The 23,615-nt window shown below is 69.1% G+C and carries 20 protein-coding genes and 1 tRNA gene; 7 read left to right on the forward strand and 14 right to left on the reverse strand.

Going from position 1 to position 23,615, the window contains the following annotated elements:
• Positions 1 to 25 precede the first annotated feature (25 nt).
• The 6 genes from R9X44_RS01480 to R9X44_RS01505 form a co-directional block, all read right to left on the reverse strand.
• Complete coding sequence (locus tag R9X44_RS01480) at positions 26 to 2,386, reverse strand: HAD-IC family P-type ATPase (RefSeq protein ID WP_319812086.1); 2,361 nt, start codon at positions 2,384 to 2,386, stop codon at positions 26 to 28.
• Positions 2,383 to 3,474 carry a phosphate acyltransferase PlsX gene (gene plsX, locus R9X44_RS01485; RefSeq protein WP_413774903.1) on the reverse strand — a complete coding sequence of 364 codons (1,092 nt, stop codon included), beginning with the start codon at positions 3,472 to 3,474 and terminating at the stop codon, positions 2,383 to 2,385. Before plsX ends, R9X44_RS01480 begins: the two co-directional genes overlap by 4 nt.
• Before the next feature lie 33 nt (positions 3,475 to 3,507).
• Complete coding sequence (locus R9X44_RS01490; RefSeq protein ID WP_319812088.1) at positions 3,508 to 3,891, reverse strand: hypothetical protein; 384 nt, start codon at positions 3,889 to 3,891, stop codon at positions 3,508 to 3,510.
• 234 nt (positions 3,892 to 4,125) lie between these two features.
• Positions 4,126 to 4,638 carry a YbhB/YbcL family Raf kinase inhibitor-like protein gene (locus R9X44_RS01495; protein WP_319812089.1) on the reverse strand — a complete coding sequence of 171 codons (513 nt, stop codon included), beginning with the start codon at positions 4,636 to 4,638 and terminating at the stop codon, positions 4,126 to 4,128.
• A 57-nt stretch (positions 4,639 to 4,695) separates the two neighbouring features.
• Entirely contained in the window at positions 4,696 to 5,502 is an 807-nt protein-coding gene (locus tag R9X44_RS01500; protein WP_319812090.1) for an ABC transporter ATP-binding protein, read from the reverse strand.
• Between the two features lie 10 nt (positions 5,503 to 5,512).
• Positions 5,513 to 6,301, reverse strand: a complete 789-nt coding sequence (locus R9X44_RS01505) for an ABC transporter permease (RefSeq protein ID WP_319812091.1) — start codon at positions 6,299 to 6,301, stop codon at positions 5,513 to 5,515.
• A 414-nt stretch (positions 6,302 to 6,715) separates the two neighbouring features.
• Between R9X44_RS01505 and proS the strand changes: the two genes are divergently transcribed.
• Complete coding sequence (gene proS, locus R9X44_RS01510; RefSeq protein ID WP_319812092.1) at positions 6,716 to 8,164, forward strand: proline--tRNA ligase; 1,449 nt, start codon at positions 6,716 to 6,718, stop codon at positions 8,162 to 8,164.
• Between the two features lie 50 nt (positions 8,165 to 8,214).
• Here the strand turns inward: proS and R9X44_RS01515 are convergent, their stop codons facing one another.
• Positions 8,215 to 9,882 (reverse strand): alpha/beta hydrolase, encoded by a 1,668-nt coding sequence (locus R9X44_RS01515; protein WP_319812093.1) that lies wholly within the window; start codon positions 9,880 to 9,882, stop codon positions 8,215 to 8,217.
• A gap of 288 nt (positions 9,883 to 10,170) precedes the next feature.
• The gene (locus R9X44_RS01520) at positions 10,171 to 10,743 is read right to left on the reverse strand and encodes a sigma-70 family RNA polymerase sigma factor (RefSeq protein ID WP_319812094.1); all 573 of its coding nucleotides are present in this window, start codon (positions 10,741 to 10,743) and stop codon (positions 10,171 to 10,173) included.
• A 314-nt stretch (positions 10,744 to 11,057) separates the two neighbouring features.
• On the opposite strand from R9X44_RS01520, the gene R9X44_RS01525 reads away from it, so the two are divergent.
• Entirely contained in the window at positions 11,058 to 11,876 is an 819-nt protein-coding gene (locus R9X44_RS01525) for a helix-turn-helix transcriptional regulator (RefSeq protein WP_319812095.1), read from the forward strand.
• Between the two features lie 21 nt (positions 11,877 to 11,897).
• On the opposite strand, the gene R9X44_RS01530 is transcribed toward R9X44_RS01525, so the two are convergent.
• Positions 11,898 to 13,652, reverse strand: coding sequence for a DUF4429 domain-containing protein (locus tag R9X44_RS01530; RefSeq protein ID WP_319812096.1), 1,755 nt, complete (start codon positions 13,650 to 13,652; stop codon positions 11,898 to 11,900).
• Positions 13,653 to 15,184: 1,532 nt separating this feature from the next.
• Positions 15,185 to 15,257, reverse strand: a tRNA-Arg gene (locus R9X44_RS01535).
• Between the two features lie 216 nt (positions 15,258 to 15,473).
• Here R9X44_RS01535 and R9X44_RS01540 point away from each other — a divergent pair.
• On the forward strand, positions 15,474 to 16,460 hold the full coding sequence (locus R9X44_RS01540; protein ID WP_319812773.1) for a D-alanyl-D-alanine carboxypeptidase family protein: 987 nt from the start codon (positions 15,474 to 15,476) through the stop codon (positions 16,458 to 16,460).
• A 48-nt stretch (positions 16,461 to 16,508) separates the two neighbouring features.
• Here the strand turns inward: R9X44_RS01540 and R9X44_RS01545 are convergent, their stop codons facing one another.
• The 4 genes from R9X44_RS01545 to R9X44_RS01560 are packed head-to-tail and all read right to left on the reverse strand — an operon-like array spanning position 16,509 to position 20,063.
• Positions 16,509 to 16,829 carry an FmdB family zinc ribbon protein gene (locus tag R9X44_RS01545; protein ID WP_319812097.1) on the reverse strand — a complete coding sequence of 107 codons (321 nt, stop codon included), beginning with the start codon at positions 16,827 to 16,829 and terminating at the stop codon, positions 16,509 to 16,511.
• A gap of 56 nt (positions 16,830 to 16,885) precedes the next feature.
• On the reverse strand, positions 16,886 to 18,400 hold the full coding sequence (locus tag R9X44_RS01550; protein WP_319812098.1) for a potassium/proton antiporter: 1,515 nt from the start codon (positions 18,398 to 18,400) through the stop codon (positions 16,886 to 16,888).
• A gap of 59 nt (positions 18,401 to 18,459) precedes the next feature.
• Positions 18,460 to 19,443 carry an NAD(P)-dependent oxidoreductase gene (locus R9X44_RS01555; protein WP_319812099.1) on the reverse strand — a complete coding sequence of 328 codons (984 nt, stop codon included), beginning with the start codon at positions 19,441 to 19,443 and terminating at the stop codon, positions 18,460 to 18,462.
• Between the two features lie 47 nt (positions 19,444 to 19,490).
• Positions 19,491 to 20,063, reverse strand: a complete 573-nt coding sequence (locus R9X44_RS01560) for a 5-formyltetrahydrofolate cyclo-ligase (protein WP_319812100.1) — start codon at positions 20,061 to 20,063, stop codon at positions 19,491 to 19,493.
• A 34-nt stretch (positions 20,064 to 20,097) separates the two neighbouring features.
• Here R9X44_RS01560 and galU point away from each other — a divergent pair, with 34 nt between their 5' ends.
• The 4 genes from galU to R9X44_RS01580 are packed head-to-tail and all read left to right on the forward strand — an operon-like array spanning position 20,098 to position 23,231.
• Entirely contained in the window at positions 20,098 to 21,003 is a 906-nt protein-coding gene (gene galU, locus R9X44_RS01565; protein ID WP_319812101.1) for a UTP--glucose-1-phosphate uridylyltransferase GalU, read from the forward strand.
• 49 nt (positions 21,004 to 21,052) lie between these two features.
• Positions 21,053 to 22,252, forward strand: coding sequence for a gephyrin-like molybdotransferase Glp (glp, locus tag R9X44_RS01570; protein WP_319812102.1), 1,200 nt, complete (start codon positions 21,053 to 21,055; stop codon positions 22,250 to 22,252).
• Positions 22,249 to 22,740 carry a cyclic pyranopterin monophosphate synthase MoaC gene (gene moaC / locus R9X44_RS01575; protein WP_319812103.1) on the forward strand — a complete coding sequence of 164 codons (492 nt, stop codon included), beginning with the start codon at positions 22,249 to 22,251 and terminating at the stop codon, positions 22,738 to 22,740. The genes glp and moaC overlap by 4 nt, the downstream gene beginning before the upstream one ends.
• Positions 22,737 to 23,231 carry a MogA/MoaB family molybdenum cofactor biosynthesis protein gene (locus R9X44_RS01580; protein WP_319812104.1) on the forward strand — a complete coding sequence of 165 codons (495 nt, stop codon included), beginning with the start codon at positions 22,737 to 22,739 and terminating at the stop codon, positions 23,229 to 23,231. Before moaC ends, R9X44_RS01580 begins: the two co-directional genes overlap by 4 nt.
• Positions 23,232 to 23,615 lie beyond the last annotated feature (384 nt).

Raw genomic sequence — 23,615 nt, forward strand, 5'->3', positions numbered from 1 at the left:
CGAGTCTCCTTCTCGGCGTCGCGCGTCAGTGGCGGCGGAGGAGGAGGTTCAGGGTTCTGTCGTACCAGTCGTGGCGCAGCGCGTGGGACAGGAGCAGGGCGGCGGCGACGGCGATGGCCAGGGCGACGGCGTCGTTCTCGGCGCTCTGGTGCTGGAGCGCGAAGAACTCCCGCAGGCCGGGGACGGCTATGACGACGAGGAACGCCGCGCCCATCGACGCCACGAGCGCGACCCGCCACCACGTGTAGGGCCTGGCGATAAGCGCGAGAACCCACAGGGACAGGACAAAAAGGGCGAAGGTCGCGGTCGTGCTGTCCTGGGCGAACTCGGTCCTCGGGTCGTCGGACGCCAGGACATATCCGGCGAACGTCGCGGCCCCGCAGGCGAGGCCCGCCGGGACGGCGAAGCGCAGCACCCGCGGCACGAACCCGGGACGGGCCCGTTCAAGGTTCGGCGCGAGCGCCAGGACGAACGCGGGGACCCCGATCGTCAGCGCGCTGATCAGGGTCAGATGCCTCGGCAGGAAGGGGAACCGCACCCCGACGATCCCCACGAGGACCGAAAGCAGGATCGAGTAGACGGTCTTGGTCAGGAACAGGTTGGCGACCCGCTCGATGTTGCCCAGCACCCGCCTTCCCTCGGCGACCACGTGGGGGAGCGTGGCGAAGCTGTCGTCAAGGAGCACCACCTTGGCCACCGCCCGGGTCGCCCCGCTTCCGGAGCCCATGGCGACGCCCAGGTCGGCGTCCTTGAGCGCGAGCACGTCGTTGACGCCGTCGCCGGTCATCGCGACCGTATGGCCGCGCGCTTGCAGCGCGCGTACCATCGCCCGCTTCTGCTGCGGGGAGACACGTCCGAAGACCGTGTGGGTCTCCAGGACCTCCTCGATGTCGGCGTCGGTGATCTTCCGCGCGTCATACGGCCGGTCCGCCCCCGGGACGCCAAGGGCCGCCGCGATCGCCCCCACGCTGACGGGATCGTCACCGGAGAGCACCTTCACCGCGACGCCCTCATGCGCGAAGTACGCCAGCGTCTCCTTCGCCTCGGGCCTGAGCCGCTGCCAGAGGACCACGAGCGCCGCGGCCTCCACTGCCGCACCGCCACCGCCCACGAGCGCCGCCAGGCCGCCCTCAGGGGCGTGCGCGACGGCAAGGACGCGCCGCCCCGTCGCGCCGATCCGCTCGGCCTCCTTCAGCTCCGCCGAGCCCGCCGCGAGGAGCACGTCGGGCGCGCCGAGCATCCAGTCGCCGTGCTCGCCGAAGGACGTCCCGCTCCACTTGCGCGCGCTGGAGAACGGCACGACCTCCCCGGGCGGCCACACCGGCCCGTCGCCCTCCCCAAGAGAGGCCGCGATGGCCCGCATCGTCGGGTTCGGCGACGGGTCCGCCGCCACGAGCGAGCGCAGCGCACGGTCGACGGGAAGCCCCTCCCGGGTGGGGACGACCTTCTCCAGGTCCATCCCCGGCTCGGTGAGCGTGCCGGTCTTGTCGAGGCACAGCACGTCGACCCTGGCCAGCCCCTCGATCGCCGGGAGCTCCTGGACGAGGCAGCGCCGCCGCCCCAGCCTGACGACCCCGACGGCGAACGCGATGCTCGTCATGAGCACGAGCCCTTCGGGGACCATCGTGACGACCCCCGCGACCGCGCCCACGACGGCGTCGGAGAAGCTCCTGGTGGACAGGAACTGGCTGATCGTGAGCAGCACCCCCACGGGCACCAGAAGCCAGGTCACGTACTTGAGGAACTTGTTGATCCCCGTCTGGAGCTCGGACTCCGCGAGCTTGAACCGGCTCGCCTCCTCCACGAGCCGGGCGGCGTAAGCGTCACGCCCTACCTTGCCCGCAGTGAACGACCCGCTCCCGGCGACGACGAAGCTGCCGGAGAGCATCTCGTCCCCGGGCCGCTTGGCCACCGGCTCCGCCTCGCCCGTAAGCAACGACTCGTCCACCTCAAGCGAACGCGACTCCACGACGGGCCCGTCAACGACGATCCTGTCTCCGGCCGCCACCATCACGAGGTCGTCCTTGACCACCGCCGCCTGCGCGACCTCCACCGGCCGCCCGTCGCGCACCACGCGCACCCGCTGCTCGCCGAGCACCGCGAGCCTGTCGAGGGTCCGTTTCGCCCGGAGTTCCTGGACGATCCCGATCAGCGTGTTGGCGAGGATGATCCCGCCGAACAGGCCGTCACGCCAGTCGCCGAACACCATGACCAGCACGAACAGCGCGCCGATGAGCGCGTTGAACCTGGTGAGCACGTTCGCCCTGACGATCTCCGCGACGCTCCGGCTGCTGCGCCGCGGCACCCGGTTGACCAGGCCCGCCGCCACGCGCTCGGCGACCTCCGCAGCCGTCAGCCCGGTCGCGGCGCGCTCGGCGAGGGTCACGCGCCGTCGCCCGGCGGCTGCGGCTCGGCGACCTGCCCCGCCTCCCGGACGGCCCCGCCCTCGGCGGGCCGCGCGTCGCCGTCACGCCCGAACCTGAACCGCGACGGCCGCGCCGCCGCGCCGAGCTGGTCCTTCACCCGGTCGATCAGCCTGCCCTCCGACAGGTCGAACGCCAGCTTGCAGGCCGCCGAGATGGCCCGTGACGTCGCCGCCCCGTGCGCCACCACCACCGCCCCGTTAAGGCCGAGCAGTACGCCACCGCCGTACGTGTCGCTGTTGAACCTGTCGGTTAGCGCGGTCAGCTCCTTGCGCTGTAGCGCCGCCCCCAACTTCGCGGTACGGCTCGACGAAAGCGCGCGCTTGAGCTCGTCCACCGCGATCCGCAAGGTGCCCTCCATCGTCTTCAGCGCGATGTTGCCGGTGAAGCCGTCGGCGACGATCACGTCGACGCTGCCGCGCAGCAGGTCGTGGCCCTCGATGTTGCCCGCGAACTCCAGCGGGGACGCCGCGAGCAGCTCGTGCGCCTTCTTCGTCAGCTTGTTGCCCTTGCCGGGCTCCGACCCGATCGTCAGCAGGCCCACCCTCGGCCGCTCGACGCCCAGCCTGATCTGCGCGAACGCGGTCCCGAGCATCGCGAACTGGACGAGCATCTCCGGCTTGGCGTCGGCGGTCGCGCCCGAGTCGAGCAGCACGGTCGGGCCGGGACGGGTCGGCAGCGTCACCGCGAGCGCCGGCCGCATGATCCCGTGCTGCGTCTTCAACCTGACCGCCGACGTCGCCACCACGCCCGCCGTCGACCCCGCCGACACCAGCGCCCCCGCCTTGCCGTGCTTGATCAGCTCACACGCGATCGCGATCGACGACCTGGGCTTGCGCCACGACGCCAACGCGCCCTCGCCCATCTCCAACGACTCGTCCGTGTGCACGATCGACAGGTTCCCGACCGCGTCGTACTCGGTGAGCAGCGCGCGGATGCGCCTCGCCGGACCGACGAGGATCAGCGGCACCCCGTGGTCCCGCGCGGCCGCGACCGCGCCGGCCACCACCTCCCGTGGCGCGTGGTCTCCTCCCATGCAGTCCAGCACCACCGGCAGCAACTGGCCTCTCCTTCACCTAAGACGCTAGTCGGCCCCGCAGTCCGCCCCCAGGCAGGGGACGTTCTTCACAAGAGGCCGTCCGCTCACGAGGATCGTGTAGTACTCGCGCTCGGATTTCGCCAGCGCCGCCCCGAAGACATGGACCGGCTTCTTGGCCGTCGTCTCCCCGGTGCACCTGACCAGTAGCTTCTCCTCGGAAGCGCCTTCCATACTCTCGCAGACCAGATCGCCGGCCAGCGGCTGCCCCCGCGTGCCGAGCTCGGCCTTCGCCGCGGCCGGCACCGCCTTCAGCATCGCGGCCTGGTTCTCGTAACGTGTCCCGCCGCTCCTCAGCAGGAGAACGGCGGCGACGGCGACACCGGCGCACGCGGCGACGGCGATGACGGCGGCGAGGATCTTCTTGTTCACGCTCGATGATGTCACCTCCACCATCCGTCACCACACGCGAGAACGATCATCTTTCCGCGCCCATTGCCCGCCCGATAGCCGATCGATAGCGACCCCGTGCACCCTGAAGCCACCTGTTTCGTCACCTTGCAGCCGGGTCGGAGTAGGAACGCGCGGCACCCCCTCGGGGCGATGACTTCGACCGCACCGGGCCGAGGGGGCGCTGCGCGCAACCCCCGCATGCGCGGGGGAGGGTCAGACGCCGTAGGTGGCGACGAGGTGGCCGCGGGCCAGGGTGTGGGCGGTGATGTTGAAGCCGACCTGGGCGGCGGGGGCGTCGGCGGGGACGCCCAGGGACGGGACGTCCAGGGCGTGGACGGCGAAGACATAGCGGTGGGCGGGGCCGGGGGGCGGGCCCGCGCCGCCGAAGGCGTTGTCGCCGTAGTCGTTGCGGCCCTGGACGCCGACGGGGTCGTCGGCGCCGATCCCGGACGGCAGTTCCGTCACGTGCGCGGGGACGTCCCACAGCAGCCAGTGCCAGAAGCCCGAGCCGGTGGGCGCGTCCGGGTCGAAGACGGTGATCGCGAAGCTCTGGGTGCCCTCCGGGGCCCCCGACCAGGCGAGCGCGGGAGAGACGTTCCCGCCCGCATGGCCCCAGCCGTCGAACACCTGGGCGTCGGAAAGGGTCCCGCCGTCGGTGACGTCCGTGCTCGTCACCGTCAGGGACGGGACCTCGGGCAGGAAGTCGTACGGGAGTGGTGCTGGCATGGAAGTGGCCTCCATCTGCCGGTGCGTCTGCCGGGTGATGGAGGCCACTTTAGTGAGCTACTTGTTGATCGCCTCGGTGTACGCGGCGATCACGTCTTCGGGAGTGCCGTCCATGACGAGCTGCCCGTCGTCAAGCCAGAGCACCCGGTTGCACGTCTCGGCGACCACGTCGAGCTGGTGCGCGACGAGGAACACCGCGCCCGCGTTCTTGCGCATCTGGTCGATCTTGCGCTTGCTGCGGCGGCGGAACTTCGCGTCGCCGGTCGCCAGCGCCTCGTCGATCAGCAGCACGTCGTGGGTGCGCGCCGAGGCGATCGCGAACCGCAGCCGCGCGCCCATGCCCGAGGAGTAGGTGTTCATCGGGTACTTGATGAACCCCTTGCGCAGCCCGGCGAACTGCACGATCTCCTGGTACTTCTCCTTGGTCTCCTCCGGCGAAAGCCCCATCGCCAGGCAGCCGAGGATGATGTTGCGCTCGCCCGTCAGGTCCTTCATCAGCGCCGCGCCGACGCCCAGCAGCGACGGCTGCCCGTCGGTGTAGACGCCGCCCGACGCCGGGGGCAGCAGCCCCGCGATCGCCTTCAGCAGCGTCGACTTGCCCGAGCCGTTCGTGCCGATGACGCCGATCGCGTCGCCCTTGTAGGCGATGAAGGAGACCCCGCGCACGGCGTGGATCTCCGTCATCTGCGGACGGCTCCGGCCGCGCAGGATCCGGCCCAGCGCGCTGGCCCCGGTGCCCTTCTCCCGGACGGTGCCGTACACCTTGTACTTGATGTGCAGGTCGTCGACGACGACGATCGGCTGCCTGGTGGTGTCGATGACCACCGGCGGCGGGACGTGGTTCACCTGCTCCTTCTCGGCCACGTCGACACCTCTACCCACGTCCGTACCTCTCCTCGGCCCGGTAGAACCAGTAGAAGCCGCCGACGAGGATGACGACGGCCCAGACGACCGCGTAGATCCACAGCATCCCCGGGTTGGTGGCGGCGACCTGGGGGTCGGTCTGCGCGACATACTCGGGGAGCAGGGCCTGACGGGCCAGCTCGACGTAGACGTAGCCGGGGTTGGCCTCCAGCACGTCGCTGATCCAGGGGTTCTCCCTGATGAAGTCCGAGCGGGTGCTCAGGCTCGCCACGGAGAAGATCACGCCGGACGCGTACAGCCAGGTCCTGGTGATGAACGGGATGAGCTGGGAGATGTCCCTGGTGAACGCGCCGAGCCTGGCGACGATCAGGCTGATCCCGAGGTTGAACAGCAGCTGCAGCGCGACAACCGGGATGATCATCAGCCAGCTGAGCGCCGGCATGACGCCGAACGCCATCACGATGCCGAACAGCACGGCGAGCGCGACCATCGCCTGCTGGAACTCCACGACCGTGTAGGCCAGCGGCAGCGACGCCCTGGGGAAGTGCAGCGCCCGGATCAGGGAAAGGTTCGTCCCGACGGACTTGGCCCCGGAGGTGACCGACCGCTGGGTGAAGGAGAAGAGGAAGACGCCCGTGACGAGCCACGGCACGTAGTCCGGGATGCCCTTGCTCGTGCTGAGCAGCAGGCCGAAGATCAAGAAGTAGACGCCCGCGTTGAGTATGGGCGTCAGCACCTGCCAGAGCTGCCCCAGCCTGGAGGAGGTGTACATCGCCTTGCTCTTGGACGAGGCGAACATCCAGATGAAATGCCGCCTGCCCCAGAGCCTGCGCAGATAGAGACCCAGAGGGGGGCGAGCGGCGCTCTGGGTCAGGCCGTGGCGAGCGGCGAACGCGGTCAGTGACTCGCCGGACTTCCCTTGGGATGCGGGGGGTGCGGTGAGACTGCCGGTGGGGCCGCTTGCGGGCCGTTCCGGGTGACTCATGGCGCAGAGCCTATTGCAGCCACAGGCACGGATGGGACATTCGCCGGCATGTGATCCACCGCTGGTAGATCTTTCCTTCAGCGCCCTGACGCGTCCGTTATCTCGGGGTTGTGAACAGGCTGTGAAGCAGTGTTTTCGATCATGGTATCGCGTCCGGCGAAGGCGCTGGTCGGGCCCCTTCCCGGAGGGGACGTCCTCCGGGGCCGCCGTTCCAGTAGCCTTTGGGCCGTGAGTCGAGAAGGCGTAACTCCGCAATCCGAAGATTTCTCCGCCTGGTACAACGACGTGGTGCTCAAGTCGCTCCTCGTCGACCGGGGACCGGTCCGCGGCACGATGGTCATCCGCCCGTACGGGTACCGGATCTGGGAGCTGATCCAGGCCGACCTCGACGCGAAGATCAAGGAGGCGGGGCACGAGAACGCCGCCTTCCCGATGTTCATCCCCGAGTCCTACCTCAAGCGCGAGGCCGAGCACGTCGAGGGGTTCTCGCCGGAGCTCGCCGTCGTCACGCACGCGGGCGGCAAGCAGCTCGAGGAACCGCTCGTGGTGCGGCCGACGTCCGAGACGGTCATCGGCGAGTACATGGCCAAGTGGATCGACTCGCACCGCGACCTTCCGCTGCTGCTGAACCAGTGGGCGAACGTCGTCCGGTGGGAGATGCGGCCGCGCATGTTCCTGCGCACGACCGAGTTCCTGTGGCAGGAGGGCCACACCGCGCACGTCGACGAGGACGACGCGATGCGCGAGACCCTCTGGGCCCTGGACGCCTACGAGAAGGTCGCCCGCGACCTCGCGGCGATGCCCGTCGTGCCGGGTGAGAAGACCCCGGGCGAGCGGTTCGCCGGCGCGGTCCGCACCTACACGATCGAGGGCATGATGCGGGACGGCCGCGCCCTCCAGGCGGGCACCTCCCACTATCTCGGGACGAACTTCGCCAAGGCATTCGAGATCGACTACCAGGACGCCGACGGCGAACTGACCCTCGCGCACACCACGTCATGGGGGATGAGCACCCGCATGATCGGCGGCGTGATCATGACCCACGGTGACGACAAGGGACTCGTCCTGCCGCCGCGGCTCGCGCCCTACCAGGTCGTCATCGTGCCGCTGGGCCGCAAGGAGCAGGCCGAGATCACCGCCGCGAAGGCGCACGAGATCGCCGCCTCGCTGAAGGCCGCCGGCGTGCGCGTGCACGTGGACGACAAGCGGCCGCAGCTGTCGCCCGGGTTCAAGTTCAACGACTGGGAGATGCGCGGCGTCCCCGTCCGGCTGGAGCTCGGCATGCGCGACATCGACGGCGGCGTCGTCACGCTCGCGCGGCGGCTCCCGACCGTCGAGGGGCAGGGCAAGGAGCAGATCCCGTTCGACGAGGTCGTCGCGCGCGTCCCGGTGATCCTCGAGGACTTCCAGGAGTTCCTGCTGCGCCGCGCCGAGGAGTTCCGCGACGCCAACACCGCCCCCGTCGACACCTGGGACGCCTTCACCGCCCAGGTCTCCGGCGGCTGGGCCCTGGCCCTGCATTGCGGCCAGACCGCCTGCGAGGACGACATCAAGGCCGAGACCGCCGCCACCCCCCGCTGTATCCCGGCGGCGGGTGAGGCCGCGGAGGGCACCTGCGTGAAGTGCGACGCGCCCTCTGCCTACGGCAAGCGCGTGATCTTCAGCAAGTCCTACTGACCGCACGGCGAAGGCCGGGCACCCCTCGGGGCGGCCCGGCCTTCGGCGTTCTAGCGGGTGAGGGACTCGGTGAGGTCCTTCAGGTGGAGGAGGGGGTTGGTGGCGGGGAGGCCGGGACGGAGGCCGTCGGCGTCGGGGATGGGCAGGCCCGCGCAGGTGCGGTCCTTCTTGGGGAAGACGCCGTCGATGAGGTAGGCGTCGACGATCTTGTCGACGCAGGCGTTGCCCGAGGCGTAGATGCCGTGGTCGCCCTCGTTCTTGACCGTCACCAGGCGCGAGTTCTTGAACTTCTGACGGGTCTTGGCCGCGCCCTCGTACGGCGTCGCGGGGTCGTTGCGCGACTGGACGAGCAGCGTCCTCGGCAGCCCCTTCCCGGGACGCTTCAGCTTCGGCCCCGTCGTGCGCGTCCACGCCGCGCACGGGTCGGTGATCACGCTGTAGCCGATCAGCGGGTGCTTCGCCCCGATCTGGGCGGTCTTGGCGGCGTGCTGCGCGGGCGTCCCGGTGAACTTCGTGTCATTGCACTGGATGCCGTAGAACGTCGCGATTTCGGCCGAGTAGGGGTCGTCGGCGCTCTGCAGCCTGAGCGGCTTGCGGCGCGCGGGGTCGGCGAGGACCGCCGACAGCGTCTTCAGGTCCTGGGCGAGCGGCGGGAACTGGTACCGCGTGTAGAGGGAGAAGGCGACGAGGTTGTCGAGGTCGTCGGGGAAGAGGGTGAAGGCGTAGCCGTCGACGGTCTCGACGTCCACGCCGCCCTGCGCGCCGATCTCCTTGCGGATCGCCTCATACCGGGCGACGACCGCCTTGGCGGTGCCGCCGAGCGCGTACTCGTAGTCGTACTTCGCGGCCCAGCGTGCGAAATCCTGCGCGAACCTGCGCTGGAACCCGACGGGCTGGAGGTAGTTGTGCTGCTGCCAGGTCGCGGCGAAGTTGACGACCGAGTCGAGGACGAACCGTCCCGTCCGCTTGGGGTAGGCGGCGGCGTAGTGCGCGCCGAGCCAGGTGCCCGCCGAGTAGCCGAGCCAGTTGATCTTCGTGACTGCCGCGCCCTTGGACGTCTTCAGGGACCTGCGGAGGAACTCGATGTCCCGGACGGTCTGCGCCGTCGTCACATACTTGGACGCGAGGCCGCCGCCCGTCCGGCACGCCTTGGAGACCGCCGCGCCGAAGTTGAGCAGGCGCTTGGTGTTGGCCGTCGAACGGTCGCGGGAGTCCATCGGCGGCTCGGGCAGCTCCTTGCACAGGTGCTGGGTGGAGTAGCCGGTGCCGCGCACGTCGAAGCCGATGATGTCCTGGGTGTCCATCAGGCGCTTGCGCTGGGCGTCGACGAACAGCAGGGGCGTCAGCAGGCCGGACGCGCCGGGCCCGCCCGGGTTCGTGAACAGCACGCCCTTGGGCTTGCCCCGGGCCTTGAGCCTGCTGACCGCGATGGTGATCTTGGCCCCGTCGGGCTTCGCCCAGTCCCTGGGCACCTTCACCTCGGCGCACTGCAGCCTGCGGTACCTGGCCGGGGCCGAGGCGTCGAAGCACTTCTGCCAGACGATCTTCTTGACGGCGAGCCGGGCGACCGCGTCGCTGACGTCGGTGGGGCCGGTCGCGTCGGTCGCGTCGGTCGTGGAGGACGGGACGGGGACGGGCGCCGCGTAGACGGCCCCACCCCCAAGGGAGAGCGCGCTCGCAAACGAGACAGCCGCCACAAAAAGGGCAGGACGGCGCATGATCGGGGGGTCCTCCTCGGAAGAGGCGAGCACCGGAAACCGGCAAATCTCGCAAAATATCCGAGAATCCTAGGCTCACCGCCCCCTCACCGGCACCCTCCCTGATCTCCGTTCCCTAACGGTGCTTATCGGGCCTCGCTCCGCTCGGCCGGTGATCGGGCGCCTCAAGCCGCCGTCTTCCCTCCGGTCCAGACGACGGCGCGCCCGATCACTCCCGGGGTGTTCCGCCCGGAAGCCGTGGGCATGGGTTCGGCCCGGACCGTCGGGTCCGGGCTGGGGAAGGCGGCGTCAGGCGGCGCGGGCGCGCGGGACGCCGGGGCCGTGGTCGGCGAGCGCCGAGCGCAGCTGCTTGCGGCCGCGGTGGAGGCGCGACATGACGGTCCCTATCGGGGTGCCCATCATCTCGGCGATCTCCTTGTAGGCGTAGCCCTCCACGTCGGCGAGGTAGACGGCGTTGCGGAAGTCGGCGGGAAGGTCGCGAAGCGCGGCGACGACGTCGGAGTCGGGGATGCGGTCGAGCGCCTCGTGCTCGGCCGAGCGCAACCCGGAAACCGACGACTCGGTCTGCGCGAGCTGCCATTCCTCGAGCTCGTCGGAGCCGGTCCGCTGTGGTTCGCGTTGCTTCTTGCGGTAGGAGTTGATGAAGTTGTTCGTGAGGATGCGGTGCAGCCAGGCTTTGAGGTTGGTGCCCTCCTGGAACTGGTGGAAGTTCACATAAGCCTTGGTCAGGGTCTCCTGGACCAAGTCCTCGGCGTCGGCGCTGTTGCGCGTCATGCGCACGGCGCTGGCGTAAAGGGGATCGACCAAGGGGAGTACGTCGCGCTCGTAGCGTTCGGTCTTCTCAGTCGTCGTGGTCGTCATCAACCCTCCTCTTCGCCCGGAAGCCGTTTTCGGCGCGTACCTCCCATCCAGTCCACCACTGGCGCGCTGACTGACCTACAAAAGCAGGGTAAAGACCTTCAGATTGTGATTTATCGGACAAAACCCTTGGCTCAGGGTGACGTCTCCACGGGGAAACGACGTTCCATGGACGTCGCACCCGGGTTTCGGTACGCTTCCGTGGGCGTGCATATGCACGTGCACCGGTTGGGGGACCGCATGCCTTCGTCGCGTGCGCCGGACCGGGCGAACGGCGTCGGGCGGTGGAGGGCGGTCGGTTCATGAGTTCCGGTTCGATGACCCGTCGCATCCAGCTCGGCGGACGCCTCCGTCGCCTCCGCGAGGCCCGCGGCATCACCCGCGCCGACGCGGGCTACGCCATCCGCTCCTCGGAATCCAAGATCAGCCGCATGGAACTGGGCAGGGTCGGCTTCAAGGAACGCGACATAGCCGACCTCCTCACCCTCTACGGCGTCACCGACCCCGCAGACCGCCTCCCCATCCTCGAACTCGCCGCCGAAGCCAACCGCCCCGGCTGGTGGCAGGAATACCCCGACCTCATCCCCCCTTGGATGACCACCTACCTGGGCCTAGAAGAAGCAGCCTCCCTCCTCCGAGTCTTCGCCCCCCAATTCGTCCCCGACCTCCTCCAAACCGAGGACTACGCCCGAGCCCTCCTACGCGTAGCCCACCCCAAAGCCTCCCCCGAAGAGCTGGACACCCGCATCACCATCCTCCGCCGCCGCCAACTCGCCTTCTTCCGCCCCGACGGCCCCCGCCTCTGGGCAGTCCTGGACGAATCAGTCCTCCACCGCCCCGTAGGCCCCCCCGAAGTCCACCAAGCCCAACTAACCCACCTCTTGAACCTCAAAGGCGTCATCCTCCAAATCCTCCCCTTCTCCGCCGGCGCCCACCCCGCCACCGCCGGCCCCTTCACCCTCCTCCGCTTCCCCCACCCCGACCTCCCCGACACCGCCTTCACCCACACCCTCACCTCCTCCACCCACCACGACCACCCCACCTCCCTAGACACCCACCTCCAAACAATGGAACACCTCTGCGTCCTAGCCGACCCCCCCGCCACCACCCCCACCCACCTAACCCCCACCCCCTAAGAGAACTCAGGCTAAGAGAACTCAGGAAAGCGCACGTTCGCAGCGTTGCAGGCGCTTCTCCAGACGCTCCCGCGTGCTCGCCGCCTCAGGCGGCCGACTCAGCGCCTGGGTGAGCACCGCGGCCGCCTCAGCATGCAGGCCCTGCTTCACGAGCCAAATACTGAGCCTGTCGGCGACCTTGGCGTCAGTGCTCCCCGCGGCGACGGCCCTGCGATACCCGGCCACGGCGTCGTCGACGTCACCGGCCTTCTCCGCGCGTAGTCCGCGATCAGCGGCCAGAACCGCCACGGTGCCGTCGTCATTCTGGCTTTCCGCAAGGCTCTCCAGCGCGGCACGTAGCCTTGCTCCGCCACGGGCGGTGACGCCGCCGTGGCGATCGGCCCCGTGGGACACGGCGAGGAACTGGTGGACGAGGGAAGGACGCACGGACATCGGAACCCGAGCGTAGATGTCGAGCAACGTCGGAACGTGCGCCGCTGAGCAGATGTACTCCAGGAACTCCGACCATGCTTCGACGTTGTCCCGGTCGGAGAACAACGCGTTCACGTAAGCGGCGAGGGTGTCGTCCCGTCGGCCCTTCTGGAACCGTGTGCAACGCGCGAGCAGGAGCCACGCGTCCGCAACCATCGGGTCGCCGGCCTTCTCCAACTTGGAGACCAGTTCGTTGACGCTGCTCTCGAGCGCCGTCCACGCCTTGGGGGACCGCTCACCTGAGGCCGCCTCCTTGACCCGGACATATTTCTCCCCGGCGGTCGCGAGAGACCGCCGTGCCCCGTCATGACGGCCCTGGAGCAATGGGGGCCGCTGGTCCAGCCGGCGCAGCAGCCCGGTGGCCGATTTGGCCATATCCGGAACATGGGTGAGAGCTTCCGGCGACAGCCCCAACGGTCGGCCGTCAAGCAGAAGTACGACCTGATTGGCGGATCTGTTCTCATGGAACTCCGCAGGACAGGAAGGCAGTTGTCCCCCGTGCGCGGCCGCGAAACTCAAAATCGCCGGCCGTACCTGATGGCCGACACCGCTCGGCAAATACCCGACCAGATGCGTCTGCACGTAGATCGCCACGGAATTCGGATGTTCGGCGAACGACGGCTCGGGAACCAACACGGCCACATGCGTTCCGTCAGTTCCAGAGCCTTCCGCCGCCCGCACGGAATCCTGCCGATAGTACTCGCCGACGACCTCGACCTCGACGTCCCCGGGAAGCCACGCAGGGGCGGCCACGAGTTGAGGCAGCCGTTGAGGCGTCACAGCGGAGGGGTTCACCACCGGCCAACTGACCTTCCCCGCCGAACGCGTCTCCGCACCCGGCTTAACCTCGGATCCCCTGGCCCCGCCGGCACCGAATTCAAGCCGCTGACCCGCCGCCGCGATCTTTCCCTCGACCGCGGCGATCCCACCGGCCACACCACCGTCATAGGGCACGGCGGAGGCATCGATGCCAGACCGCCGATTGATCTCCACGACATTCCTGAGCCAGGCGTAAAGCTGACCGAACTCGTCACGCTTCTTCCACGTGAAAAGCACGGTGTCCGGATCGGAAGCAGCACTACCGCTACTGACGACCCTGGGCTCAACCCCTCCAAGCCCAAGCTGAAGGTGACCATTGACCAACCGCCCAGCCTCCCTGAACCGAACATCAGAGACCGCCTGCAGCGGGATACGCCGACTCCGCACCTCATGCCCAGAGACCTTCGCCCTCACCCCCTCCCGCACAAGGACCAGCACATCCCCCTCAAGAACAATCCGCCCGTTATACCCCACATACTCAGCCACACCAACAGTATGCAACCCACCCCCTCCCCCCGCACCCCCTTCCCCAAATCAACAAGCCCCACAAACCAATACGGACGACCACGCGGATGTCCCGCCCACACAAGCAGAGAAGATGGCCCCTCGGCATGTTGAGGGGAGCAACCCGGATGGGGCGCGATGGCCCCGGGAGAGGCGAGGGATGACACGGCAGTGGTGTGATGGCGGAGGGATGCACTGGCCTTGTTGCAAGTCAAGGGGGCCGAGAGGACTCGAACCTCCGACACACGGTTAAGGAACGCCCATGCACAACCCCGCCTGACCTGCGGAGTTTCCGAGAATCCAATCCCCGTGCTCCGTTGAACATGGCGGCAGCGTGCGCGCGCATTGCTTCGCACTCCTCCTCTTGGGACGGTCCTGACGTCCACCAGAAGAAGCCAGCCACTGCGGCAACCAGGACGATAAATCCGACCGGTTCTGCGAGGGCCCTCTATCTATAGGATCCCTTGTACGGGTTTGGCTGAATTCGCCCACATCCTGGCAGAGCCTAAGAGAGAGGCGAAAGATCCGCGGTGAAGGTTCTCGAATTGAGACCGAAGCGATGAAATCGGTTACGCCCCAGAACGACTTGCCTAGGCAAGCGCAAGACCGCATCCCCGATCAGTAACTTCTCAGGCACTGAATGCCGATGTCCCCGCCGGTCAACCCTGACGACCAGTGGCCTTGACATGGTCTGGGTACAGGCGGCACCTCGTCGTCACTCAGCCCTGAGCGGCTCATTACGAGCCAACCGAACCCCGTCCACCGCCGTCCATATCTGCACTCTGACCAGACCTGATGGCTGCTCGCTGTCCACCGGTGTCCATGTTCGTCTAGTGCTGTTGTTGGCGCCGCTGTTAGCAGGATCAGTCGATGGGGGACGTGCGTGGCCAGTTCGGAACAGGTCGTGCTGCGCTCCTCGGCTATGCCTGATCGCGGATTAGGCCGGTTGGGCCGCCCTCTCGCAGAACCAGGGAGGCCAGCGTTACACCTACCAGTGGGGGTTACCTCAGGACTGGCCACGCACAGCGCGACGGTAGCGAACCCCACTGACAACAACAGCTTGGGAATCGCCGACCAGGACCAATACCGGATTTCCGGCTGCCCTGGCTGCGGCGCGGGTGCGGTGGGCGCTGCGGGCCACGCTCGGGAAGGGGCCGCCTTCGGGGAAGAACGGTGCCAGGTTCAACGGGGCGTCAGGGTGGCGGGTTCGGTGCCTCGCGCTCGGTGGGCGGTGTGCTCCAGGACCTGGAGCGGGACGCCCAAAGCGTGGGAGAGGTGGGGGAGCCAGTCATCGGGGATGCGCTCGCGTCGTTCCCAGCGGGAGACCTCGTGGCGGAGAGGGGCGGTCCAGGGGATAGGTTCCCTTGGGGATGTCGGCTTGCGTGAGCCCTTTGTGCTCCCGGGCTGCCGTCGGGAGGGTGGGTGCGGGGCCAGTGGTCTCCCTACGGTCTCCCATGGGGGTCTGGAGTCTGCCGCGGAGACGACTTTTGCGACATAAACGCAGGTCTGGTGGGCGGCCCCGAGAGGATTCGAACCTCCGACACACGGTTTAGGAAACCGTTGCTCTATCCCCTGAGCTACGGGGCCTGGCGCGGAGGGTGTCCGCGGTGGGGGAAAGCTTACAGGGTTTCGGGAGGGGATGGCTTGGCGGTGGGCGGGTTGTGGGGGAAGGGTCGGGGAGGGGTGGGGGTGTAGTAGCGTTCGAGCGGCTGTAGTTGGAAGACGTTCGTCCGGAGGGACCCGGTGACTACCTCTCGGGGTGTGAGGGTGGTTCGGGCGGCGATTGTGGCGTTGTTGCTGATTGTGGTCGTGGCGTCGCCGGGGGTGGCGGCGGTGAAGCCGTCGATCGACCAGGTGGAGAACCTGCGGAAGCAGGCGACGAAGGCGCGGAACGAGCTCCAGGGGCTCGATAAAGAGCTGAAGGGGCTGCGCAAAGAGGTCAGGCAGTCCAAGAAGAGGCTGCGGGAGACGCTCGCGGAGCTGGCCAAGGCTGATGAGGAGTTCGACCGGATTCGGGGGCCTTTGGCGCAGCTGGCGAACTCCGCTTATCAGGCGCCGGCGGCCTCGGGGGCGCTGTCGATCTTCGGGCCGGGGAGCGCGACCGACGCGCTGCACGCGTCAGCGGATGTGACGTTCCTCGCCGGCAGTGACCAGGCGCTGATCGACGCCGCCGAGGAGCTGCGGGACCGGCGTGAGGACCTCGCCGACGACGCGCAGGACCTCCAGTCGCGCACCAACCTCGACCAGGCGAAGATCAAGAAGCAGCAGAAGACGCTGTTCAAGCGCGTTGACGATCTGAAGAACCAGCTCAACAAGATGCTGAAGAACCTCGATCTGGACCGCGACACCGAGCTGACGCTGCGCTGCGACGAGAGCCTTGTGGAGGACTCCAAGAAGTTCCCCAACGGCCTCATCCCCGGCCAGTACCTGTGCAAGATCCCGCAGCAGGGGTTCCTGTTGCGCGCCGACGCGGCGCTGTCGTTCGTGAAGCTCAACGCGGCGTACAAGAAGCGGTTCGGGGTCGACATGTGCGTCCGTGACGCCTACCGCGACCTGGCCGAGCAGCAGCGGCTGTACTACGCGCGGCCTGGCTTCGCGGCGATCCCCGGGCACAGCAACCACGGCCTCGGCCAGGCGCTCGACCTGTGCGGCGGGGTGCAGACGTCGGGTTCGGTGCAGTTCACGTGGCTTGAGGCGAACGCGGGCACCTACGGGTGGTTCCACCCGTCATGGGCGTACAGCAGCCCGTTCGAGCCCTGGCACTGGGAGTTCGGCACCCAGGACCGCTGAAACGGCGAATGCGCACATCCCCCAAGGAATGTGCGCATCCGTGACGCGTCAGGCGGACGGCGTGGCCGTCGACGCCGTCGAAGACGAGGACGAGTCGCTCTTGGCCGGGGCCGCGGACTCGGTCTTGGTCTCCGCCTTCTTGTCCGTGGACGCCGACGTCGACGTGGTCGCCGGGGTCGTGGACGAGCCGGATCCCCGGCTGTCGTTCCGGTAGAAGCCCGAGCCCTTGAACACGATTCCCACGGCCGAGAAGACCTTGCGGAGGTTGCCGCCGCAGTTGGGGCACTCGGTGAGGGCGTCGTCGGTGAACTTCTGGACGACTTCCAGCCCCTCGCCGCAATCAGCGCACGCGTACTGGTACGTGGGCACGGTCACTCCTTCGCAACACTGTTGGCACTCGGCATCGCCGACTGCCAATAGTACGTCTAGTCTCCGCGCTCTCCGAACCAGCCCGCCAGCTTGCCGCGCCTGCTCACCGCGCGCAGTCGGCGTTCGGCCTCGTCGCGGTCCTCGGCGGTGGTGACGACCAGGAGCTGGTCGCCGCCCTGCAGGACGGTGTGCGCACCGGGGACGAAGCTGTGCTTTTCCACCATCCGGCCCGCCCCGACGGTCTCGCGCAGCACCATCGTGATCTGCGCGCCCTTGGGCAGCCGCAGTTCGAAGATCTCCACGCCGGACAGCTTGGAGTCGTCGGGGATCTTGACCTGCAGGAGGTCGGCCTTGAGCTCTTCCAACGGGGCCGCCTCGACGCCCAGATCGGTCGGCTGCCCCTCGTCGGTGATCTTGAGCTTCTTGGCGAAGACGGGCAGCGTCGGCCCCTGCACCAGCGTGAAGATCACCACAATGATGAAGACCGCAGAGAACAGCTCGTCCGCTCCCGCGACGTGTTCGGTCATCGGCACCGTCGCGAAGATGATCGGGACGGCCCCGCGCAGCCCCGCCCACGACAGGAACGCCTTCTCCCGCCAGCTCACCCCGAACCCGGTGGTCGCGATGATGACGGACAGGGGCCGCGCCACGAACGAAAGGATCAGCCCCACGACGACCCCGAAGACAAGCTGCCCAGGCAGCTCCGCAGGGGAGGCGAGCAGCCCGAGCATGATGAACAGCCCGATCTGCGCGAGCCACGCGACGCCCTCGGCGAACCCGAGGGTGGCGGGCCGGTGCGGGAGCTTGGAGTTGCCCAGGACGAGCGCGCCCAGGTAGCAGGCGAGGAAGCCGGACGCGTGCAGCATGGTCGCGCCGCCGTACGCGGCGAAGCCGAGCGACATGACGGCGAGCGGGTACAGCCCGGACGCCGGGAGCGCGACCCCGCGCAGCACCCGGGCCCCGAGCCACCCGATGAGCAGCCCGACGATCCCGCCGACGACGAGCTCGTAGACGAGGATGCCGAGCAGCGCGCCCGCGCCCGTGTCGTTGTGGTGGGTGCTGCTCAGCATGACGACGAGGATGACGACGGGCGCGTCATTGAACCCCGACTCGGCCTCCAGCATCCCGGCAAGACGCGGCGGCAGAGGCAGCCTGCGCAGTACGGAGAAGACGGCGGCGGAGTCGGTGGGCGCGAGGACCGCGCCGAGCAGCAGCGCGATCCGCCAGTCCGCGCCGAGCAGGTAGTGCGCGGCTCCGGCGACGATGACGATGCTGAGCGACGTGCCCACGATGGCCAGCGACATCGCGGCGGGGACGCCCCCGCGCACATGCCGCCAGTCGGTGGTGAGGCCGCCCTCGATGAGGATGATGACGAGCGCGGTGAGCCCGAGCGTCTGGGCGAGCGCGGTGTCGTCGAACTGGATGCCGACGGGTCCTGACTCGCCGAGCAGCAGCCCGATGCCGAGGTAGGCGAGCAGGCTCGGCAGGCCGAGCCGGTACGACAGCCGGACCGCCACGATGGCCACAAGGACCATCACCGCGCCGAACGCGAGCCACTCGTCAAGCCCCACAGACCACCTCCGTCGGGCAATTATCCCGAACGGAACGGTACCGCCGCGCCGGGCGTGCCTCAGGGGGAGGGTGGTCGGCGGGTGACGCGGGGGCCCAGACCGTTCACGACGTGCTTGACGGGCTCGCCGGAGACGAGTCGAGTGAGGTTCGCTACGACTTCGCCGATGATGGCGATCTGGGCCTGTCCGCTGGCTCCGGCGGCGTGCGGGGACAGCAGGACGTTCTCGTGCGACCGCAGCGGGTGACGCTCGGGCAGGGGTTCGGTCTCGTAGACGTCGAGGGCCGCCCCGCCGAGCGCGCCGGAATCCAACGCGTCGAGGACGGCGGCGTCGGGCACGATGCCGCCGCGCGCGACGTTCACCAGCAGCGCCCCGGGCGGCAGCAGCGCGAGTTCCGACGGCCCGATCAGCCCGCGCGTCTCCGCGGTGAGCGGCAGCGCGACGACGAGGACGCCGCTGACCGCGAGCAGTTCGCGCAGCGGCAGGTACTCCGCGACGGCCTCCGCCCGTGGCGTACGGCTCCAGTAAGACACCCGGCAGCCCAGCGCGCTGAACAGCCGGGCGGCCTCCGCCCCGATCGCGCCGTACCCGACAATGCCGACATGCTGGGCGTGCAGCTCGCGTCCGCCGATCTCCAGCTGCGGCCAGCCGCCCTCGCGCATCCGCCGGTCGGCCCACGCGAGCCTGCGGCAGAGCGCGAACGCCGCGCCGACGGCCCACTCGGCGACCGCGCGGGTGTTCGCGCCGGGGGTGTTGGCGACGGCGACGCCGGCCCGCGTCAGCGCAGGAATGTCGCAGCTGTCCACGCCGACCTGCGGCATCTGCACGAACGCCAGGCGCGGCGCGGCCGCGACTGCCGCGGCGTCGAGGGCGAGTTCCCCGGTGAAGTCCCCGATGACGGCGTCGGCCTCGGCCAGCGCCTCGTGCAGGCCGGATTCGTCGCGGGCGCGCGGCACGACGAACTCGGCCCGCGCCCGCACGTCGGCGAACAGGGCGTCGATCAGCTCCACCGGAAGCGGCGGCAGCGCCGCGATCCTCCACATGCACCGCACCCTAGAAGACCCCGCCGACATTTCCGCCGGGCCCCCGCTCAGAGCCGGTGGAACCCCGACGGCGTCGCCACGGCCCGCACCGGCACGTCATGCGGCTTCGACGGCAGCTCCGCGACGAACTCGTCGTCGTACACGACCCCGACGGTCAGGATCGCGGGGCCGACCCGCGCAAGCGCGCGGTCGTAGTACCCCCCTCCCCGCCCCAGCCGCGTCCCGTCCGACGAGACCGAGAGCGCCGGCACGAGGACGACGTCCGCCGCCTTGATCGCGTCGACTCCACGGGGTGGCTCCGTGGGCTCCAGAAGGCCGTAGCGCCCTTCGCGCAAAGATTCCGGACCCTCGTAGGAGGCCCAGTCCAACTCGCCGTCAGAACGGACGAGAGGGATGAGCACGTACGAACCACGCTTCCACAGGGCGAAGAGCAAACTTCTCGTGCCCGGTTCGTTACCCACTGAGACATATGCTGCGATGGACGAAGCCATCTCAAGCTCGGGAACGGTGAGGAGGACGTCGCGTATGGCGGAGCTCGCCCTGTCTTGTTCGGGACTGGGTAGGACACTCCGTGCTTGACGTATATGGGTTCGCAACGAGGGCTTAACGTCTTCCTGCACCCGACACTCCCTTCAGTTGACTAGGGTTTTTCCTATGGCCGACATCTCACCCGTAACCAAGGCAGTGGTTCCCGCAGCAGGACTCGGCACCCGATTCTTGCCCGCGACCAAGGCGACGCCCAAGGAAATGCTGCCGATCGTGGACAAGCCCGCGATCCAGTACGTCGTCGAGGAGGCGGTCTCCGCGGGCCTCTCCGACGTCCTGATGATCACCGGTCGGTCGAAACGTTCCATCGAGGACCACTTCGACCGCGCCTACGAGCTCGAGGAGGCGCTGCGCCATAAGGGCGACACCGCGCGGCTCGCCTCGATCCAGGAGTCGGCCGAGCTGGCCCAGATCCACTATGTCCGCCAGGGTGAGCCCAAGGGCCTCGGCCACGCGGTGCACTGCGCCGCCCAGCATGTCGGCAATGAGCCGTTCGCGGTGCTGCTCGGCGACGACCTCATCGGCTCCAGCGACCCGCTGCTCAAGCGCATGATCGAGGTGCGCCAGCAGTACGGCGGCAGCGTCGTGGCGCTCATGGAGGTCCCCGAGGACCAGGTCTACAAGTTCGGCTGCGCGGCGATCTCCGGCAACGTCGAGGACGACGTGGTCGAGGTCTCCGACCTCGTGGAGAAGCCGTCGATCGAGGACGCGCCGAGCAACTGGATCATCATCGGCCGCTACGTCCTCGACCCCGAGGTCTTCGACGTGCTCGCCAAGACCGCCCCGGGACGCGGCGGCGAGATCCAGCTGACCGACGCGCTGCGCACCCTCGCGACGATGCCGTCGGAGAACGGCGGCGGCGTGCGCGGCGTGCTGTTCCGCGGCAACCGCTTCGACACCGGCGACAAGCTCGACTACCTGCGCACCGTCGTCCAGTTCGCCGCCGAGCGCGACGACCTGGGCGCGGACTTCCTCGGCTGGCTCAAGGAGTTCGTGGCCGACCGCGAGGTCTGAGGGCCGGGTCGCGCGTGCGCCGCGGGTGGTCCGTGAAATACATGGGGGCATGAGATCTGTCTCCGACCACCTCGCCGCGATCGTCGCCAGGCTCACCGCGCTGCCTCCGCTCCGGCTTCCCCTGCTGGAGGCGGCCGGCACGGTGCTCGCCGAAGAGGTGCGCTCACCCGTCGACCTCCCCCCGTTCGACAACTCCGCGATGGACGGCTACGCGGTACGCGCCGCCGACCTCGCCGCACTCCCCGTGACGCTACCCGTCGTCGCCGACATTCCCGCGGGATCGGTCGCGACGACGGGCGTCACGCCGGGCACCGCCGCGCGGATCATGACCGGCGCGCCCCTGCCCGAGGGGGCCGACACCGTCGTGCAGGTCGAGTGGACCGACGGCGGCGTGCGCGAGGTGCGCATCGACAGGGCCCCTCCGCTCGGCACGAGCATTCGGCGGGCGGGCGGTGACGTGCGGCGCGGCGACGTCGTCCTGGCCGAGGGGGTTCGGCTCGGCGCGGCGCAGCTGGGGATCGCGGCTTCGGCCGGGCGGGCCGAGCTGCTGGTGCGGCCCAGGCCGCGCGTCGTGGTGCTGTCCACCGGCGACGAGTTGCGCGTCCCCGGCACGCCGCTTGAGCCCGGCCAGATCTGGGACTCCAACAGCTTCATGCTCGCCGCCGCCGTCGCCGAGGCGGGCGGGGTGGCCCTGCGCCGTTCCTTCGTCGGCGACGACCCCGCGAAGGTGCGCGCCGTCCTCGACGAGCAGCTCGAGCACGCCGACGCCGTCATCACCACCGGCGGCGTGTCTATGGGCGCGTACGACGTCGTCAAGGAGGTGCTGTCGGGCGGGGGAGAGGTCGAGTTCTCCAAGGTGGCGATGCGTCCCGGCAAGCCGCAGGGCTTCGGCCTGCTCGGCGGGCGCGTCCCTCTGTTCACCCTTCCCGGCAACCCTGTGAGCGCGTACGTGTCGTTCCAGGTGTTCGTCCGTCCGGCGCTGCGTTACCTCCAGGGACTCGCCCCCGAAGGGCTCCCAGCCGTGACGGCCGTCACCGAGTCCGCCCTGACGTCTCCCGCAGGGCTCCAGCACTACCTGCGGGCGTCACTGACCTTCGAAGACGGTCGTTATCGGGTCAGTCCGGCGTCCGCGCAGGACTCCCACCAGATGCGGGCGCTCGCCAACTCGTCAGGTCTCATCGTCCTTCCGGCCGACGTGACGGAGCTGCCCGCGGGCGGCGAGGCCGAGGTGCTTAGGCTGCCCTCGTGAAGTTCTCCCACCTCGACTCCCAAGGCGCGGCCCGCATGGTCGACGTCTCCGCCAAGGACGTTACCGTCCGTACCGCGACCGCGCGCGGGTTCGTCAGGCTGTCGGCCGAGTGCGTCGCGGCCCTGCGCGACAACGCGGTCCCCAAGGGCGACGCCCTGTCCGTCGCGCGTATAGCGGGGATCATGGGCGCGAAGAGGACCGCCGACCTCGTACCGATGTGCCACCCGATCCCGATCCACGGCGTGAAGGTCGAGCTCGAGGTGACCGACGAAGGGGTCGCCATCGAGACGTTCGCCAAGACGGCGGACAGAACCGGCATAGAGATGGAGGCCCTCACGTCGGTGACCGTGGCCGCCCTCGCCCTGGTCGATATGGTCAAGGCGGTCGATCCCGCCGCAGTCATCACCGACGTGCGGGTCGTGGAGAAGACCGGAGGCAAGACCGGAACCTGGAACCGACCCTCCGACGAACAGGACAGCGACACATGACCGTGCGCGCGCTAGCGGTGACCGTCTCGACCCGCGCGGCGGGCGGCGTCTACGAGGACCGCTCCGGCCCGCTCCTGGCCGAACTCCTGCGCGAGTGGGGCTGCCAGGTCGACGGCCCCCGCGTCATCCCCGACGGCACCGCGGTCCTGACCGTGCTGAAGCAGGCCGTGGAGGACCGCTACGACGTCGTCGTCACCTCGGGCGGAACCGGGCTCACCCCGACCGACCAGACGCCCGAGATGACCAAGGCGGTCCTGGAACGCGAGGTCCCCGGGATCGCCGAGGCGATCCGGCAGCGCGGGTCGGTCGCGACCGCGATCCTGTCACGCGGCCTGGCCGGGACGGCGGGCGGAACCCTCATCGTCAACCTGCCCGGCTCCACGGGCGGCGTCCGCGAGGGCATGGCGGTACTCGGCCCCGTACTGTCCCACGCCATCTCCCAGATCAACGGCGGCGACCACCCCCGCCCCCCCGCCCCCCCACGCGACTAAGCGCGCTGGCGTCCCCGCAGATAGCGCGCCTACCCGCGCCTGCTCACGCGCGAGTAGCGCGCGTACCCGGGCCTGCTCACGCGCGAGTAGCGCGCGTACCCGGGCCTGCTCACGCGCGAGTAGCGCGCGTACCCGGGCTTGCTCACGCGCGAGTAGCGCGCGTACCCGGGCTTGCTCACGCGCGAGTAGCGCGCGTACCCGCGCTTGCTCACGCGCGAGTAGCGCGCTGGCATCCCCGCGAACAGCGCGCTGGCTCACCCGCGAATAGCGCGCGTACCAGCGCGCTACTCACGCGCGAGTAGCGCGCTGGCTTGCCCGCGAGCAGCGCGCGTACCGGCGCCTGCTCACCCGCGACTAAGCGCGCTGGCGTTCGTGCGAATGGGC

The organism is Actinocorallia sp. A-T 12471 (assembly GCF_033875155.1).
In the GTDB taxonomy this organism is placed as follows: Bacteria; Actinomycetota; Actinomycetes; order Streptosporangiales; family Streptosporangiaceae; genus Actinocorallia.